General features: G+C 72.5%; 13 protein-coding genes and 1 tRNA gene. All 14 read right to left on the bottom strand.

Going from position 1 to position 16,124, the window contains the following annotated elements; all coding sequences use genetic code 11:
* Positions 1-32: 32 nt before the first annotated feature.
* Positions 33-875: an LLM class F420-dependent oxidoreductase gene (locus SKED_RS05640; RefSeq protein ID WP_012866164.1), complete on the bottom strand. Its 843-nt coding sequence runs from the start codon at positions 873-875 to the stop codon at positions 33-35.
* Between the two features lie 152 nt (positions 876-1,027).
* A complete protein-coding gene (locus tag SKED_RS05635) occupies positions 1,028-2,515 on the bottom strand; it encodes an amidase (RefSeq protein ID WP_012866163.1) in 1,488 nt (495 codons plus the stop codon).
* Between the two features lie 128 nt (positions 2,516-2,643).
* Positions 2,644-2,716, bottom strand: a tRNA-Ala gene (locus SKED_RS05630).
* Positions 2,717-2,763: 47 nt separating this feature from the next.
* Entirely contained in the window at positions 2,764-3,444 is a 681-nt protein-coding gene (locus tag SKED_RS05625; protein WP_012866162.1) for a histidine phosphatase family protein, read from the bottom strand.
* Positions 3,441-3,887, bottom strand: a complete 447-nt coding sequence (gene rsfS / locus SKED_RS05620; protein ID WP_012866161.1) for a ribosome silencing factor — start codon at positions 3,885-3,887, stop codon at positions 3,441-3,443. The genes SKED_RS05625 and rsfS overlap by 4 nt, the downstream gene beginning before the upstream one ends.
* Before the next feature lie 8 nt (positions 3,888-3,895).
* Positions 3,896-5,470, bottom strand: a complete 1,575-nt coding sequence (locus SKED_RS18895) for a hypothetical protein (protein ID WP_012866160.1) — start codon at positions 5,468-5,470, stop codon at positions 3,896-3,898.
* The gene (gene nadD / locus SKED_RS05610) at positions 5,467-6,081 is read right to left on the bottom strand and encodes a nicotinate-nucleotide adenylyltransferase (protein WP_012866159.1); all 615 of its coding nucleotides are present in this window, start codon (positions 6,079-6,081) and stop codon (positions 5,467-5,469) included. Before nadD ends, SKED_RS18895 begins: the two co-directional genes overlap by 4 nt.
* 22 nt (positions 6,082-6,103) lie before the next feature.
* Positions 6,104-6,256, bottom strand: a complete 153-nt coding sequence (locus SKED_RS20265; protein ID WP_169310131.1) for a hypothetical protein — start codon at positions 6,254-6,256, stop codon at positions 6,104-6,106.
* Positions 6,257-6,378: 122 nt separating this feature from the next.
* Complete coding sequence (locus SKED_RS05605; protein WP_042437815.1) at positions 6,379-7,743, bottom strand: glutamate-5-semialdehyde dehydrogenase; 1,365 nt, start codon at positions 7,741-7,743, stop codon at positions 6,379-6,381.
* An 88-nt stretch (positions 7,744-7,831) separates the two neighbouring features.
* A complete protein-coding gene (gene proB / locus SKED_RS05600; RefSeq protein ID WP_012866156.1) occupies positions 7,832-9,091 on the bottom strand; it encodes a glutamate 5-kinase in 1,260 nt (419 codons plus the stop codon).
* A gap of 22 nt (positions 9,092-9,113) precedes the next feature.
* The gene (gene obgE / locus SKED_RS05595; RefSeq protein ID WP_012866155.1) at positions 9,114-10,667 is read right to left on the bottom strand and encodes a GTPase ObgE; all 1,554 of its coding nucleotides are present in this window, start codon (positions 10,665-10,667) and stop codon (positions 9,114-9,116) included.
* 115 nt (positions 10,668-10,782) lie between these two features.
* Positions 10,783-11,040: a 50S ribosomal protein L27 gene (rpmA, locus tag SKED_RS05590; RefSeq protein WP_012866154.1), complete on the bottom strand. Its 258-nt coding sequence runs from the start codon at positions 11,038-11,040 to the stop codon at positions 10,783-10,785.
* A gap of 77 nt (positions 11,041-11,117) precedes the next feature.
* Positions 11,118-11,426, bottom strand: a complete 309-nt coding sequence (gene rplU, locus SKED_RS05585; protein WP_174269741.1) for a 50S ribosomal protein L21 — start codon at positions 11,424-11,426, stop codon at positions 11,118-11,120.
* A gap of 467 nt (positions 11,427-11,893) precedes the next feature.
* Complete coding sequence (locus tag SKED_RS05580; protein WP_012866152.1) at positions 11,894-15,691, bottom strand: Rne/Rng family ribonuclease; 3,798 nt, start codon at positions 15,689-15,691, stop codon at positions 11,894-11,896.
* Between the last annotated feature and the right edge of the window lie 433 nt (positions 15,692-16,124).

Raw genomic sequence — 16,124 nt, 5'->3', positions numbered from 1 at the left:
GGGCCGTCGGGGGATCGTGAGCCAGGTGTCCGTCAGCCCTGGTGCTGGGCGTTCTTGGCGTCGCGCCAGGCGAGCCAGTCGGCGACACCGGAGATGTCGTAGTCCGGGCCGGAGATACCGATGGTGAAGAGCGTCGCGCCGAGGGCGTGCTGCTGCTCGACCTCCTCGACGCTGCGCTTGCCGATCTCGGTGGAGATCTCGATCTCGGTCACGTCGCGACCCACCACGCGGGCGTGCTCGGCGAGGATCCCGAGCTTGCGCTCGAGGGTCTCCGCGTCGCTGAAGCTGTGCCAGATGTCGGCGTGCTGGGCGACGATCCGGAGGGTCTTCTTCTCGCCACCACCGCCGATGAGCACCGGGATCTTGCGGGTGGGCGCCGGGTTGAGCTTCCCCCAGCGGTCCTCGATCGTCGGGAGGTCACGAGCCAGCGCGTCCAGGCGGGTGCCGACGGTGCCGAACTCGTAGCCGTACTCGTCGTAGTCGCGCTCGAACCAGCCGGAGCCGGTGCCGAAGATGAACCGGCCCTGCCCGCCCTTGGCGCTGATGTGGTCGATGGTCCGGGCCATGTCGGCCTGGAGGTTCGCGTTGCGGTAGCTGTTGCAGTTGACCAGGGCGCCGATCTCGACACGGCTGGTCTGCTCGGCGAGCGCCGCGAGCATGGTCCACGACTCGAAGTGCAGGCCGTCGGGCTCACCAGACAGCGGGTAGAAGTGGTCCCAGTTGAAGAGGATGTCGACGCCGAGGTCCTCGAGGGCCGCGGCGGTCTCGCGGATCTTCTCGTAGGAGGCGTGCTGCGGCGCGATCTGCACGCCGATGCGCACGGGGCGTCGGGCGGCGGCAGGCTGGGCGGGGGCGTCGGTGAGCGGCTCGGTCATGGGAGGCTCCGATCAGGTGGGGGTCCACCGGGCGAGGAAGGTGGCGGCACGACGGGCGCCGCCGGTCGGGGCGGGTCGCGGCGGCATCGCTGTCGACCCTGCGTCAATGTACCCGCCGGCAGCCGTCTGGGCTCTGCGACCACGGCAAGATCTCACCAGGCAGGCGGGTGACGGTCCGGCCAGCGCAGGCCGGCCTCGAGCTGCGCCGCCACGGCCAGCAGGGTCCGCTCCGCACCGGGGCGTCCGACGAGCTGCACACCCATCGGCAGGCCGGCCGGCGCCGTCGCGTCGGGCTCCGTCCAGTGCGTCGGGACGGTGATCGCGGGCAGACCGCACACGTTGATCATCGAGGTGTACGGCGTGTACTCGCACTGCTGCGCGAAGTTCCGCTCCGGGTCGGTGGCGTCGTACCACCCGACGGGCCGCGGGGTCTGCGCCATCGCCGGGAGCAAGACCGCGTCGTAGGCCGACACCCGGGCGACCATCGTCCGCTCGAAGGCGGACAGCGCCCCGAGCGCCTCGACGAGCTCGCGTGCGGACACCGCTCGCCCGCGCTCGACGAGCCACTGCGTGAGCGGCTCGAGCAGCGCGAGGCGCTCGGGCTCGTCGATGGGCACCGCAGCCGCCCCGGCCATCCACAGCGTCCTGAAGGCGGGTGCGTAGGTCGGGTCGGGCTCCCAGGGGTCGGCGTCGACCACCTCGTGCCCGAGGTCCCCCAGCGCCCGCACCCCGGCGTCGAGGGCGGCTCGCGCCTCGTCGCCGAGCACTACGTCGTACGCACCGTCCCACGAGCTGAAGGTGCTGAGCCCGATGCGCAGCGGACGCCCCTCAGGCGCCTCCCCGGTCTCGGCCGCCGCCAGGTACGAGCCGGCCGGTCCTGCGGCCGTGCGCAGCGTGCGGGGGTGGTCCACGAGGCCTCCTGCGGTGCGCGGGAGCATGCCCTCGAGCAGGAGCGCGGCGTCGGCGGTGGTCCGGGCGATCGGCCCGTGGACCACGAGCCCGCCGAGCGACTCGACGCCTCCCCCGGCAGGCAGCAGCCCACGGGTCGGCTTGAGGCCCACGAGACCGCAGGCAGCGGCCGGGATGCGGATGGACCCTCCGCCGTCCGAGCCCGGTGCGACGGGCAGCAGCCCGGCGGCAACGGCCACGGCGGCACCCCCGCTCGACCCGCCGGACCCGCGCGTGAGGTCCCACGGGTTGCGGGCCGGCGGCCCGACGAGCGTCTCCGTGTACGACGGGAAGCCGAGCTCGGGTGCAGCGGTCTTGCCGAGCGACACCACCCCCGCCGCGTCGAGGACCTGGGTGACGTCGCTGCTCACCTCGGGCACGTAGCGGTACGAGCCCGAGAAGGCACGCGACCCGAACCCGGTCGCCACGCCTGCGCGGTCTGAGAGGTCCTTGTCGCCGGTCGGCAGGCCCCACAGCGGGGCGGTGCCGGGCTCGGGCGGCGGACCCTCTGCGGAGAGCCGAGCGGCCTGCGCACGGGCGGCCTCGGGCGTGACGGTGACGAAGGCTCCGAGCGCGCCGTCACGCTCGGCGACGCGTCCCAGGTAGTGCTCGGTGACGTCGGTCGGTGAGAGCTCTCCCGACCGGAGCTGACGGCTGAGCTCGGTCGCGGTGCGCTCGTGCAGGCTGGTCATCGACCCAGCATAGAGACCCGGCGGGCGACCACCTGTGAGGCGTCTCACACCCCTGTTCTCGGCTCGCACCACCCGTCGCGAGAACGACGAAGGGCCCGACCGTTTCCGGTCGGGCCCTTCGTTCTCGGTGGAGCTGAGGGGACTCGAACCCCTGACCCCCTGCATGCCATGCAGGTGCGCTACCAGCTGCGCCACAGCCCCAAGAACTTCAAGAAGTTCTTGTTCCCCGTTGCCGAGGCGTTGCAATCTTAGACCGAAGTTGGCTCCAAGTTCCAATCGGGTCCCGCGTTCCAGTGATCTAGCGGAAAACCGGCCCCGACGTTGTGCGCGAGGAGCCTCCACGGAGTCCCCGACGCAGGTCCGGAGCGCTCGACGTGGCTCCAGTGGACGTTGTGCAGCCCGTTGAGACCACGCCACGCCTCCGGGTCCAGCCCGATGAGCGCGGTGACGCCGATGGTGATGGCCGCCCCGTGCGAGACGATCACGAGGGTGTCGTCCGACGCGAGGTCGGCGCCGTGCTCCTCGACGGCCGCGAGCATGCGCTCGGCCACCTCGGTGCGGGTCTCGATGCTCGCGCCGGCAGGCTGCTCGCCGCGTCGCCACTGGGCGAACTCGTCGGGCCAGCCCTCCTCGATCTCCGGGCGGGTCAGTCCCTCCCAGTCACCGAAGCTGCGCTCACGGACACGCTCGTCGATGACGAGGTCGTGACCGCCCACCTGTGCGTAGTGCTCCGCCGTCACCCGGGCGCGGACGAGGTCGGACGCGACCACGCGCGCGCAGCCGTGCAGGTTGGCCAGCGCGCGTGCGCCGTGCTCGGCCTGCCAGTGCCCGACCTCGTCGAGGGGGATGTCGACCTGCCCCTGCAGACGCCCGGCCGCGTTGTACGCGGTCCGGCCGTGCCGCAGGAAGACGACGGAGCCGGCACTCATACGGTGTCGTCGCGCGTGTCGGCCGGGACCGGGTAGCCGAAGTCGTCGGCCTCGTACTCGGGCGCGATGCCGTCGCCGCCGCGGGCGTCCTCGGGCAGCTCGATGACGGGGCAGTCCTTCCAGAGGCGCTCGAGCGCGTAGTACACGCGGTCCTCCGTGTGCTGGACGTGCACGACGATGTCGCCGAAGTCGATGAGGACCCAGCGTGACTCGCCCTTGCCCTCACGGCGGATCGGCTTCACGCCGAGCCCGTGGAGGGCTTCCTCGACGGCGTCGACGATGGCCGACACCTGTCGCTCGTTGTTGCCGGACGCGATGAGGAACACGTCGGTCAGGACGAGCTGCTCGCTGACGTCCAGGGCGATGATCTCGGCCGCCTTGCGGTCAGATGCGGCGCGGGCCGCGGCGATCGCCAGCTCGACGGCACGTTCGGTTGCAGGCACAGGTCTCCTCAGAGGTCTTCGGTGTCGGGGGCGCCGGAGGTGTCGGTGGTCCAGCCGGGCTGGTCCGCCGAGGTCCGCGAGGCGTCGGTCGACGTGACCGACAAGGCCGAAGACGCAGACGACGCACCGCTCTCGCCCTCCAGGGCGACTTTCCAGAGTATCAGCCCGAGGACGAAGGCCACCGCGACGAGGATCACGTAGTGCAGCCAGGTGTACTTGTGGTCCGGCTCGTCGTCGTAGTCGTCATCGTCGTGCTCGTCGACGTCGTGGTCGGTCTCGACGTCGTCGTGCAGCGCCCCGGCCGCCGGGGCGGCAGGGCCGGTGGTGATGGCGTCCCAGCGCGGCATGCCGGAGAACGACTCGGGCTCCTCCGCGAGCCGCGGCGGGACGTCCTTGGTCGCCGACGTCACGTCGACAGGGCTGAGCACGCCCGTCGCGTCGGGGTCGGTCGCGCTGCCGGGCTGGACGCCGGTGTCGGTCTCACGGGCGGCCGCAGCCGACGTGTCGACCGCGGGCGCCGCGACGGCCGTCCACGGGGCGTCTGCCGGGGCCACCGGGGCCCAGGTCTGGCTCCCCGCAGGGACGGCGGTCGGGCTCGCGCCCCGTCCCGCGCCCGTCGCGGGCACACCGAGGCGCTGGTTCGGCTGCTGGGTCGCGGGACGCGCCGCCGGCTGGACCGGAGCCTGCACCGACGGCAGCTGTCCTGCTGCCGCCTGCGGTGCTCCCTGCTCGGCGGCGGTCTGCTGCGCTGCCTGCTGTCGCGAGGCGTAGTCGAGCGTGCCGGTGCGGGCCACGGCCGGCTGACCAGCAGGCACCCCCTGGGGCTGCTGCGCCGACGCCTGCGGTCGTGCTCCGGCAGGGCGCGCCGAGGGAGGCGCGGAGGCGGCCAGACGCTGGGAGAAGCTCATCGCGGCACCGCTCGCGGCGGAGCCCTGCCCCGCGGTCCGCGCACCGGCAGCGACCGGCGACGACCACGGGGTGGTCCCGGCCGGTGCCGTCGGGCTCGGGGACGCCGGACCTGCGCCGGGCGCCGCGGAGGCAGTCGTGGCAGCGGCGGCGTCCTGCGGGCGGGCGGGGCGCGACGCGGTGAGCTCGCCCGTCTCGTCGACGGTCCGGATCTTTCCGGTCTGGTGCGGGGGCACGATGACCGCTCCGGTCTCGCTGACCGCGCTGGCCTGCTCTCGCAGCGACCGCCGTGACAGCCCCGGCTGGCGCTCCTGGGCGGTCGGACGGCGCACGGCCCCCTGCGGGTCGGCGGCGGGAGCCGCCGTCGGGGCGGCCTGGGACGCTGCGGGGGCTGCGGGCGCTGCGGTGCGCTGCGCGGGCTCGCGTCGCTGCTGCGACGGGTCGGACGGCTGCTCCGCCGCCGGTGCCGGGCGCTCGGCGGCTGCGGTCGGTGCCGGGCGCTGCGCCGCAGGCGGCTGCTCGCGTGCGGACGGCGGTTGCTGGACCGGTGCGGCTGCCGGCGCGGGCTGCGCGTACGCCGGTGGCGCCGCCTCCGCTGCCGTGCGGGCGGCCTCGGCCTCAGCCTGCTCGCGGAGCTGGCGGCGCGTCAGAGGCGCGCCGTCCGCTGGGTTCGTCATGATGCCACCTTCACAGCTGACTCTCGGTACAGACGGTACTTCGCGATGTACTGCACGACACCGTCCGGCACGAGGTACCAGACCGGGTCGCCTGCGCGGGCCCGGGCCCGGCAGTCGGTCGACGAGATGGACAGTGCCGGGATCTCGAGGAGGCTCACGTGCTCGCTCGGCAGGCCGGCGACCGACAGCACGTGCCCCGGTCGGGTGACAGCCACGAAGTGCGCCATCTCCCAGAGCTCGGGGGCGTTCTTCCACGTCGCGATCTGCTCGACCGCGTCCGCACCGGTGATGAAGAACAGGTCGGCGTCGGGACGCTGGTCCCGCAGGTCGCGCAACGTGTCGACGGTGTAGGTCAGACCGGGCCGGTCGATGTCGACGCGGCTGGTCGTGAACCTCGGGTTCGACGCGGTCGCGATGACGGTCATCAGGTACCGGTGCTCCGCAGGGCTGACGTCCTGCCCCTGCTTGAAGCTCGGCTGGCCCGTGGGCACGAACACGACCTCGTCGAGGTCGAACCGAGCCGCGACCTCGCTCGCCGCGACGAGGTGCCCGTGGTGGATGGGGTCGAAGGTGCCACCCATGACACCGACACGCTGCCGCACAGAGGTCATCAGCTCAGGATCTCGACGACGGTCAGTGACGGGTCCACACGCTGCGGAAGGCGTAGGTCACGGCCATCAGTGCGGAGAGGACCACGAAGGTCGTGATGCCGAAGGCGACGGGCGGCATCGCGAGGTGGTTCACGACCTCGTGCTCTTCTGCGGCTGCCAGCACTGTTGCGAACACGTCATCCTCCATCGGGTCGGTCACGGGCGGCCCGGAGGGCCCGCCCGTCGCTCACTGGGACGTGAGCGTCTCTCGAGCGCCCAGTCTCTCACGTCTCCTATCGGCACGGAACGTCGCGCACTTCACCCCGAGAGGTCACCGGAGCTCTCGGCGGCCGGAGCGCAGGTCACCGGCCGCGCAGGGGCGGCGACCGCGCCGCGCACGTGCCCGTCGCCGTTGACGACCCACTTGGTGGTGGTCAGCTCGGCGAGACCCATCGGGCCGCGCGCGTGGAGCTTCTGGGTCGAGATGCCGATCTCCGCGCCGAGCCCGAACTCGGCCCCGTCGGTGAACCGGGTCGAGGCGTTGACCATGATCGCGGCAGAGTCCAGCTCGGCGACGAACCGCTCGGACGACCGCAGGTCACGGGTGACGATCGCCTCGGTGTGGCCCGAGGTCCACGTGCGGATGTGCTCGATGGCCCCGTCGAGGTCGGGCACCACGCGGACCGCGAGGTCGAGCGAGAGGTACTCGGTGGCCCAGTCCTCGTCGGTGGCCGGGACGACGGTGACGCCTTCCGGAGCGAGCGCGGCGGTGAGCGCGTCGGCGTGCACCACCACGTCGGCCGCGCCGAGCGCGGCGAGCACCCCGGGCAGCAGGGCCTGCGCGGCGTCCGCGTGGACGAGCAGCGTCTCGGCCGCGTTGCAGACGCCGACGCGGTGCGTCTTGGAGTTCAGCACGATCGAGACCGCGGTCTCGAGCTCGGCCGAGGCGTCGAGGTAGACGTGGCAGTTGCCGACGCCCGTCTCGATGACGGGGACCGTCGACTCGCGCACCACGGTCTGGATGAGGTCAGCACCCCCGCGGGGCACCAGGACGTCGACGAGGCCACGGGCGTGCATGAGGGCGACGGCGCCGGGGCGGCCGTGCGCGTCGATCGACTGGACGAGGTCGGCGGGCAGGCCCTGCTCCTCGAGCGCGCTGGCGAGCACCCGCACGATGACCTCGTTCGAGCTGGCTGCGGCGCTGCCGCCGCGCAGGATCACCGCGTTGCCGCTCTTGAGAGCGAGCCCGGCAGCGTCGACGGTGACGTTCGGGCGGGCCTCGTAGATCATGCCCACCACACCCATGGGGACGCGCTCCTGGCGCAGGCGCAGCCCGTTCGGCAGGATCGAGCCGCGCACGACCTCGCCGACGGGGTCCGGCAGGGCGGCGAGGTCGCGCAGCGCGTCGGCGATCGAGACGATGCGCTCGGGCGTCAGGGCGAGCCGGTCCAGGAGCCCCGGGGACGTCCCGTTGGAGCGCCCCCGCGCGAGGTCGGTCTCGTTCGCGGCGACGATCTCCGTCGTGGCCGCGACGAGGGCGTCGGCCAGGGCGTTGAGGGCCGCGTCCTTCGTCGCGCGGGTCGCCGCCGCGAGGGAGCGGGACGCCACCTTCGCGCGTCGGGCGGTCTCGAGCACGGCTTCGGTCACCTCGTGGCGCACTGCGCCGTCGTCTGCCTGAGTCATCCCTCCAGGCTAGCGACTGCGTCGTGCAGCGCGACACACGTCCGCTGGGTGGTCCCGCCCGGGCCGTCCTGGCCCGGGCGGTCCGAGGTCAGCTGCGCCTGCGGCGCCGCACGAGCACGAGGTCGTCGCGGTGCACCACCGCACGGTCGTACCCCTCCCCCAGGGAGTCGCGCAGGTCTCCCGTGGTCTGCCCCATGAGGTCGGGGATCTCCGCGGAGTCGAAGGCCGAGAGCCCGCGGGCGACGACCCTCCCCTCGCGGTCCACGAGCTCGACGGGGTCCGACGCCTCGAACTCGCCGACGACCCCCGTGATGCCCGCGGGCAGGAGCGAGGCCGTGCCCCCGAGGACCGCGTGGACGGCCCCGTCGTCGAGCACCAGGCTGCCGCGGGTCTTCGACGCGTACGCGAGCCAGAGCCGGCGTCGCGTCGTACGGCGGCCGGTCGCGTGGAACCACGTGCCGACGAGGTCGCCCCGCAGTGCGCCCTCGACGTTCACGGCCTGCGTCAGCACGACCGGGATGCCGGACTGCGTCGCGATGAGGACCGAGTTGAGCTTGGTGACCATCCCGCCGGTCCCCACAGAGCTGCCGCTGCCGGTGACCTCGACGTCCTCGATGTCCGCGGGGCTGCGCACCTCGGGGATGCGCTTCGAGCCCTCACGGGACGGCGGTCCGTCGTAGAGGCCGTCGACGTCGGTGAGGAGCACCATCGCGTCGGCGCGCACGAGGTGCGAGACGAGCGCCGCGAGGCGGTCGTTGTCGCCGAAGCGGATCTCGTCCGTCGCGACCGCGTCGTTCTCGTTGACCACGGGCACGACGCCCAGGTCGAGAAGACGCTCGAGGGAACGCTGCGCGTTCCGGTAGTGCCCGCGCCGGACGGTGTCCTCGGCCGTCAGCAGCAGCTGCCCGACCTGGATGCCGTGCGCCGCGAAGGCCGCGGTGTACCGGGCCACGAGGAGGCCCTGGCCCACGGACGCGGCGGCCTGGGCCGTGGCGAGGTCGCCGGGACGGGCCGAGAGGCCGAGGGGGCCCAGGCCCGCCGCCAGGGCGCCCGAGGTGACCAGGACGACCTGGTACCCCGCGGCGTGCCGTGCGGCGATGACCTGGACGAGCGCTGTCAGCGCGTCGGAGTCGAGCGTGCCGTCCTCACGGGTGAGGGAGGACGAGCCGATCTTCACTACGACCCGCCCCGCGGTGCCCATGAGGGACCGCGGGGTCTTCGGGACGGGGAGGATCGGGCTGTCACGCTCCGAGGCGCCCTCGCCGGGTGCCTGCGGCGTGCGCTGGGGGGTGCTGCTGGTCGAGTCGGAGTCGTGTCGGTCAGAGATCGATGTTCCGGAATCGCTCATCCGACCATTGTGGCGCAGGTGGTCAGTCGTCTGCCTTGGTGTCCACAGTCGCGTCGACGGCCACGTCGGGGTCGGTCCACAGCCCCTGCTCGCGCTCGGTCCACAGCTCGGCGCGGGCCTCGGCCTTGGCGTCCATGCGGTCCGTGTACTCGCGGCGCTTCTCCTCGCGGGTGGGGCGCAGCTGCTCGGCGATGCGCGCGTCCGTACCGCGCGGACCACCGAGGAGCTCGGCACCGGTGACGAGGGTGGGCTCCCAGTCGAAGATCACGGCGTTCTGCTCGGGGCCGATGCGCACCTCGTCGCCGGCGACAGCACCCGCCTTGAAGAGCTGCTTCTCGACGCCGAGGGTCGCGAGGCGGTCGGCAAGGTAGCCGATGGCCTCCTCGTTGGTGAAGTCCGTCTGGCGGACCCAGCGCTCGGGCTTGGTGCCGCGGATCTCGAAGAACGGCTGGCCGCCGGCCTCCTTGCGCTGCACCGTGAACTCGGAGCCGTCCGCGGCCTTCGGGCGGATGATCGTGCGGGCCATGCTCGGCTTCGGCGCGAGCTTGCGGGCACGCTCGACGTACTCGGCGAGGACGTAGGTGAGCTGCTTGAGACCCTCGTGGCTGGCGGCCGAGACCTCGAAGACCTTGACGCCGCGCGCCTCGAACTCCGGGCGGACCATCTCGGCCAGCTCGCGGGCCTCGGGGACGTCCACCTTGTTGAGCACCACGACGCGGGGGCGCTCGTTGAGCGGGATGCGGCTGCCGTCGGACTGGAGGTCCGGCGCGTAGGCGGCGAGCTCCTGCTCGATGACCTCGAGGTCGCTCACCGGGTCGCGACCCGGGTCGAGGGTCGCGCAGTCGAGGACGTGCACGAGGACCGCGCAGCGCTCGATGTGGCGGAGGAACTCGAGGCCGAGGCCCTTGCCCTCGCTCGCACCCTCGATGAGACCGGGGACGTCGGCCACCGTGTAGCGCGAGGAGCCGGCCTGGACCACACCGAGGTTCGGCACGAGGGTGGTGAAGGGGTAGTCGGCGATCTTGGGCCGTGCGGCCGAGATCGCGGCGATGAGGCTGGACTTGCCGGCGCTCGGGTAGCCGACCAGCGCGACGTCGGCGATGGTCTTGAGTTCGAGGACGACGGACGCCTCGTTGCCCGGCTCGCCGAGGAGCGCGAAGCCCGGGGCCTTGCGGTTCTTCGAGGCCAGCGCGTTGTTGCCCAGCCCACCGTGCCCGCCTTCGGCGACCACGTACTCCGCGCCGAGACCGATGAGGTCGGCGAGCACGTTGCCGTCGGTGTCCTTGACCACGGTGCCGTCGGGCACGGAGAGGATCATGTCCTCGCCGTTGGCGCCCTGGCGGTAGTCGCCCATGCCCTGGGTGCCCGAGGGCGCGCTGCGGTGCGGCAGGTGGTGGAACTCGAGGAGGGTGGTGACCTGACCGTCGACGCGCAGGATGATGCTCCCGCCCATCCCTCCGGCGCCGCCGTCGGGGCCGGCGAGCGGCTTGAACTTCTCGCGGCGGATCGAGGCGCAGCCGTTCCCGCCGTTGCCGCCTGAGGCGTGCAGGACCACGCGGTCTACGAACGAAGCCATCGGTCAACCAATCATCGAGCGAGCTGCCGCAGCGCGACAGGGTGGGGCGAGCATGAGCAAGAGGGGCGCACCGAACCGGTGCGCCCCTCTTGCGGAAGATCTAGGAGTCTGAAGCTCAGACGCCAGCCTCGACGATGTCGATGACCTTGCGGCCACGACGAGTGCCGAACTGGACCGCACCGGCGGTCAGGGCGAAGAGCGTGTCGTCCCCGCCACGGCCGACGTTGTTGCCGGGGTGGAAGTGGGTGCCACGCTGGCGGACGATGATCTCGCCGGCGTTGACGAGCTGACCGCCGAAGCGCTTGACACCGAGACGCTGTGCGTTCGAGTCGCGACCGTTGCGCGAGGAGCTCGCGCCTTTCTTGTGTGCCATGGCCGAACCTGCTTTCCTGCTGAAGAGTGTCTGACGAGGTCGTTCGCAGGAGGCACAGGCCTACCGCGACGAGAAAATCACTTGATGCCGGTGACCTTCAGGCGGGTCAGCTGCTGACGGTGACCCTGACGCTTGCGGTAGCCGGTCTTGTTCTTGAACTTGAGGATGGTGATCTTCGGGCCCTTCTCGTCCCGGACGATCTCCGCGGTGACCTTGACCTTGGCGAGGTCTGCTGCCTTGGTCGTCACCTTCTCCCCGTCGACCAGAAGCAGCGCGGGAAGTTCGATGGACTCGCCAGCGTCGCCGGAAAGTCGGTCGACGACGACGACGTCGCCCACGGAAACCTTCTCCTGGCGGCCACCGGCCTTGACGATCGCGTACACCACGTTGCTGCTCATCTCTCTTAGTGTCTGCGGCATGCTCATCACCTGACTCGTAGACAGGCCATCGACGTGGTCGTTGGCGGCGTCATCAGACTCAGGGAGCACACAGGGACCAGCGCGATTCAGTACGCGCCGACGTTCAAGATTACGGAATCTTGCGCTCAGGGTCAAATGCCACTGCTAGCACTGCTACTCAGCTCTCGGTGGCTGGTTCGCAGGTGCCTGCACGACCTGCGCACAGACGGAGCCGTCAGGCTCCGAGGACCATCATGCCCTACTCCGACGGCACTCTCCACCATCGGGCACCCGTCGGGCCTGTGAGACAGCACTCATCGGCGTCCCCGACGGCGCCCGGTGCAGGCCTCGGTGCAGGGACGCACCACCACGGGAGACGCCGCAGGCGCGGACGACGTCGTCGTCCGCGCCTGCGGCGTGCTGAGGCCTCGTCTCGAGCCCTACGGTCCCTGCGGTCAGTCCTGGTCGGCCTTCTTGGCGCCACGACCGCGGCCGGACACCGGTCGGCGGACCGACCGGAGCTCTGCGACCACGTCGAGCACGGGCCGCTTCGGCTCCTGCTCGTCGGAGTCCTCTGCCCCGGTCTCGGTCTCGGTCGCCTGCTCGCCGACCGTGACGTCGTCGGCCGGCTCGGCCTGCTCGACCTCGTCCACGACCTGCTCGGTCTCGACGACCGTCACCTCGACGACCGCGAGCTCGCCCTGCTCGGCGGACCCGGCCGCGTGGCCGTGCTCGTCGTCGTGCTCGTGGGCGTGCGCCGCGGCCGCGGCGATGGTCGCCAGGGTCGCCTTGACGGCCTCACGGGCCTCGGGGAGCACGGGGACCGTGGTGCTCTCGGTCTCCTTGGCTCCCCCGCGCTTGCGGCGCGAGCGCTTGCTGTCGCCGCCGTCGGCCGGGGCCGAGGACTGCGCGGCGACCTGGGCGCCCGAGGGCTGCGAGCCACCCTGGAAGTGCTTCTCGTTCGGCTCGTCGTGGACGATGAACCCGCGGCCGTTGCAGTGGTCGCAGGTCTCGCTGAAGGCCTCGACGAGACCCTGGCCCACGCGCTTGCGGGTCATCTGGACGAGGCCGAGCGAGGTGACCTCGGCGACCTGGTGCTTGGTGCGGTCGCGGCCGAGGCACTCGACCATGCGGCGCAGGACGAGGTCGCGGTTGGACTCGAGGACCATGTCGATGAAGTCCACGACGATGATCCCGCCGATGTCGCGCAGGCGGAGCTGGCGGACGATCTCCTCGGCGGCCTCGAGGTTGTTGCGCGTGACCGTCTCCTCGAGCGTCCCGCCAGAGCCGGTGAACTTGCCGGTGTTGACGTCGACGACCGTCATGGCCTCGGTCCGGTCGATGACGAGCGAGCCACCCGAGGGCAGCCAGACCTTGCGGTCCATGCCCTTGGCGAGCTGCTCGTCGATCCGGGCCTCCGCGAAGACATCCTTATCGCTCGTCCAGCGCTTGACGCGCTCGGCGAGGTCCGGGGCGAGGGCGTTGACGTACTCCGAGATCTCGGACCAGGCACCGTCGCCGGAGACCGTCAGCGACGTGAAGTCGTCGTTGAAGATGTCGCGGACCACTCGGATGGCGAGGTCCGGCTCCCCCTGGAGGAGCGCCGGCGCGGACGCGGTCTTCGACTTCTTCTCGATGGCCTCCCACTGGCCCTGGAGCCGGGCGATGTCAGCGCGGAGCTCCTCCTCGCTGGCCCCCTCGGCGGCGGTGCGCACGATGACGCCCGCGGTCTCGGGGACGACCTCGCGGAGGATCTTCTTGAGGCGCGCACGCTCGGTGTCGGGGAGCTTGCGCGAGATCCCCGTCATGCCACCACCGGGCACGTAGACGAGGTAGCGGCCGGCGAGCGTGACCTGCGAGGTCAGGCGAGCGCCCTTCTGGCCGATCGGGTCCTTGGTGACCTGCACCAGGACCGAGTCGCCAGACTTGAGCGCCTGCTCGATGCGTCGGGGCTGCCCCTCCATGCCTGCGGCGTCCCAGTTGACCTCGCCGGCGTAGAGGACGGCGTTGCGGCCCTTGCCGACGTCGATGAACGCGGCCTCCATGCTGGGCAGGACGTTCTGGACACGGCCCAGGTAGACGTTGCCGGCCATCGAGGCCTGCGACTGCTGCGACACGTAGTGCTCGACGAGCACGCCGTCCTCGAGCACCGCGATCTGGGTGCGACCGTTCCGCTCGCGGACGATCATCGAGCGCTCGACGGACTCGCGACGCGCGAGGAACTCCGCCTCGGTGATGATCGAGCGGCGACGACCGGCGTCGCGTCCTTCGCGGCGGCGCTGGCGCTTGGCCTCGAGACGCGTCGAGCCCTTGAGCGCGGTGACCTCGTCCGAGCCGGTCCGGCCGGAACGGCTCGAGCCACCCTGGCTGCGCCCCGCCGCGGGGCTGCTGGGCGCCGAGTCGCTGTCCGACCCGCGCGACCCACGACGGCGGCGACGACGACGACGGCTGGACGCCGAGTCGTCAGAGTCGTCGGAGTCGTGGTCGTCGGAGTCCTCCGAGCCCTCGGGCTCGTCGTCGTCGGAGTCGGACGTCTGCTGCTGGGCAGCACCGCGGGACCGGCGGCGCGAGCGCGAGCGCCCGCCCTCGCCGCGCGAGCCCTCGTCCGAGGAGCCGGTGTGCGTGTCGCCCGAGTCGTCGGTGCTGTCGTCGGAGTCGTCGTCGCCCTCGGCGTCGTCGTCCCGACGGGAGTCGCGGTCGTCCTCGTCACGCTGGTCGTTGCCACCGCGGTTGCGGCGTCCACGACCGCCACGGCGGCGGCGACGTCGGGGCGCGCCCGAGCCGTCGGTGTCCGCATCGTCAGAGCCGTCGGAGTCGTCAGCGTCGTCCGTGTCGTCAGCGTCGGAGGACTCGTCCGTCGTGACCTCGTCGGACCCGGCGAGGTCCTGGTCCTGCGCGGCGACGAGCGCCTCGTCGGTGGTGGCCTCGTCCTCGTCCTCCTCGACCTCGACGGCGGCAGCAGCCTCGGAGATCGCCTTGGGCGGGCCGGCAGGCGACTGGGCCCGACGACGTCGGGGACGCCCGGCGTCGGGGTCGGGTGCCTGGAAGAGCAGAGCAGTGGTGCGACGGGCAGGGGCCTCGGCGACCGTCTCGGCCTCAGGCTCGGCGACCTGGTGGTCGCGCTCGGCGGAGGCGGGCTCGGCCGGTGCCTGACGGGACTCGGGCTCGGCGCTGCGGGCACGACGGCTGCGCGTCTTGCGCGGCGCGTCCGCCTGCGGCTCCGTGGCGGTCACGGCAGGCACGTCGCTGGTCGAGGTGCTCGTCGAGCCTGCCTCGGCGGCGGGGGCCGTCTGCTCGGCCTCGACCGCAGCAGGGGCCGACGCGGCGCGGGTCGCCGCACGACGGGGGCGGGAGACCTCGGCGTCCTCGAAGAGGGCGGTCGCGGGCGCGGAGGCCGCCTTGCGGCTGCGACGGGCCGGCTTCGACGCGGGCTCGGTGGCGAGGGCCTCGATCGAGGCCACGACGTCGAGGCTGGCGACCTCGTCCTCGTGGGTCGGCGTCGTGGCCGGGGCCGCCGCACGCGAGCGCGAGCGCCGCGGTGCACGGGCAGGCGCCTCGGCCGGGGCGTCGGACACAGGTGCCGGGGCCGTGGTGCCGGCGGTCGGCTCGGTCTCCTGAGACGCCGGGGCGGCGGCGGACGCAGGGGCCGAGGCCTTGCGTGTCGCTGCCCGGGTGCGACGACGGGGTGCGGCGTCCTCGGTCGGCGCCGTCGTCTCGGCGGCGGCCGGGGTGTCGACGGCGGCCGTGGTGTCGACGGCAGCGGGAGCGGTCTCCGCGGCGGCCGGCGCGGTGCTCGCAGCGGCAGCGGGTGCGCTCGTCGGGCCGGAGAGCTCGGCGAACACGTCGAGCTGCTCGGTGGTCTTGGTGACCCGGCGCGAACGGCGCGGGGCCTTCGCCGGTGCAGCGGCCTCGGTCGAGGTCGCAGCCTCGGTCGGTGCGGCGCTCTGGGCCGCCGCCGGGGCCGCGGCGGGCTCTGCGGCTGCAGCCTCGGCGGCCGGAGCCGTGGAGGTCTCGACCGTCTTCTTCGCGGACGTGGCACGTCGGCTGCGGGTCTTGGGGGCCGGCGCGGCGGTCTCGGCAGCCGGGGCGCTCGTCGTCGAGGTGCTGCGGGGCGCCTCGCTGCTCGTGGCGTCCTTGGTGCTGTCTCCGGCCTCGGCCGCAGGGGCGGCGGCGGGGCGGGTCACGCGGCGACGCGCGGGCTTCTTCGCTGTCGCGTCGGTCGGTTCGGTCGTGTTCGTGGGGTCGAGCGTCACGTGGTGTGCTCCAGGTGCCCTGATACGGCTCCGCCCCACACGAGCGGTGCCCCCAGGGCTGTTCAGTCGTCGTCGGCACTGGTGTGCCGCGACGGAAGTCGTCGGTGTGGATACGCGGCAGGGCGAGCGACGGTGTGCGCCAGGCGGCCGGGCAGTTCTCCCGGCTGCGGCGCGACACAATCCGCGATTCGCACGTGCTGCGTTCACAAGCTCGGCATCGAGGGCGTGTGGGGCCCTTGAGCCTCGTTCAGTATCGCACAGCGGTCCAGATCGGCCCGCCGAGACCGCGCCCACGCGTGTCGGGCCCCTGGCGCGCGCGGGAGGGCGCGGGCCAGACTGACCCTGACGGGCGATTCGAGACCTAGGTCACGCGGGCCGGACGCCTTCCTGCACGGGGCAGGGACCTTGGTCCCACACCCCGAAATCTTCACGG

It is taken from the genome of Sanguibacter keddieii DSM 10542, assembly GCF_000024925.1.
Taxonomy (GTDB): Bacteria; Actinomycetota; Actinomycetes; order Actinomycetales; family Cellulomonadaceae; genus Sanguibacter; species Sanguibacter keddieii.
The sequence above is the reverse complement of the archived record's forward strand: the minus strand, read 5'-3'. Positions and strand labels throughout refer to the sequence as shown.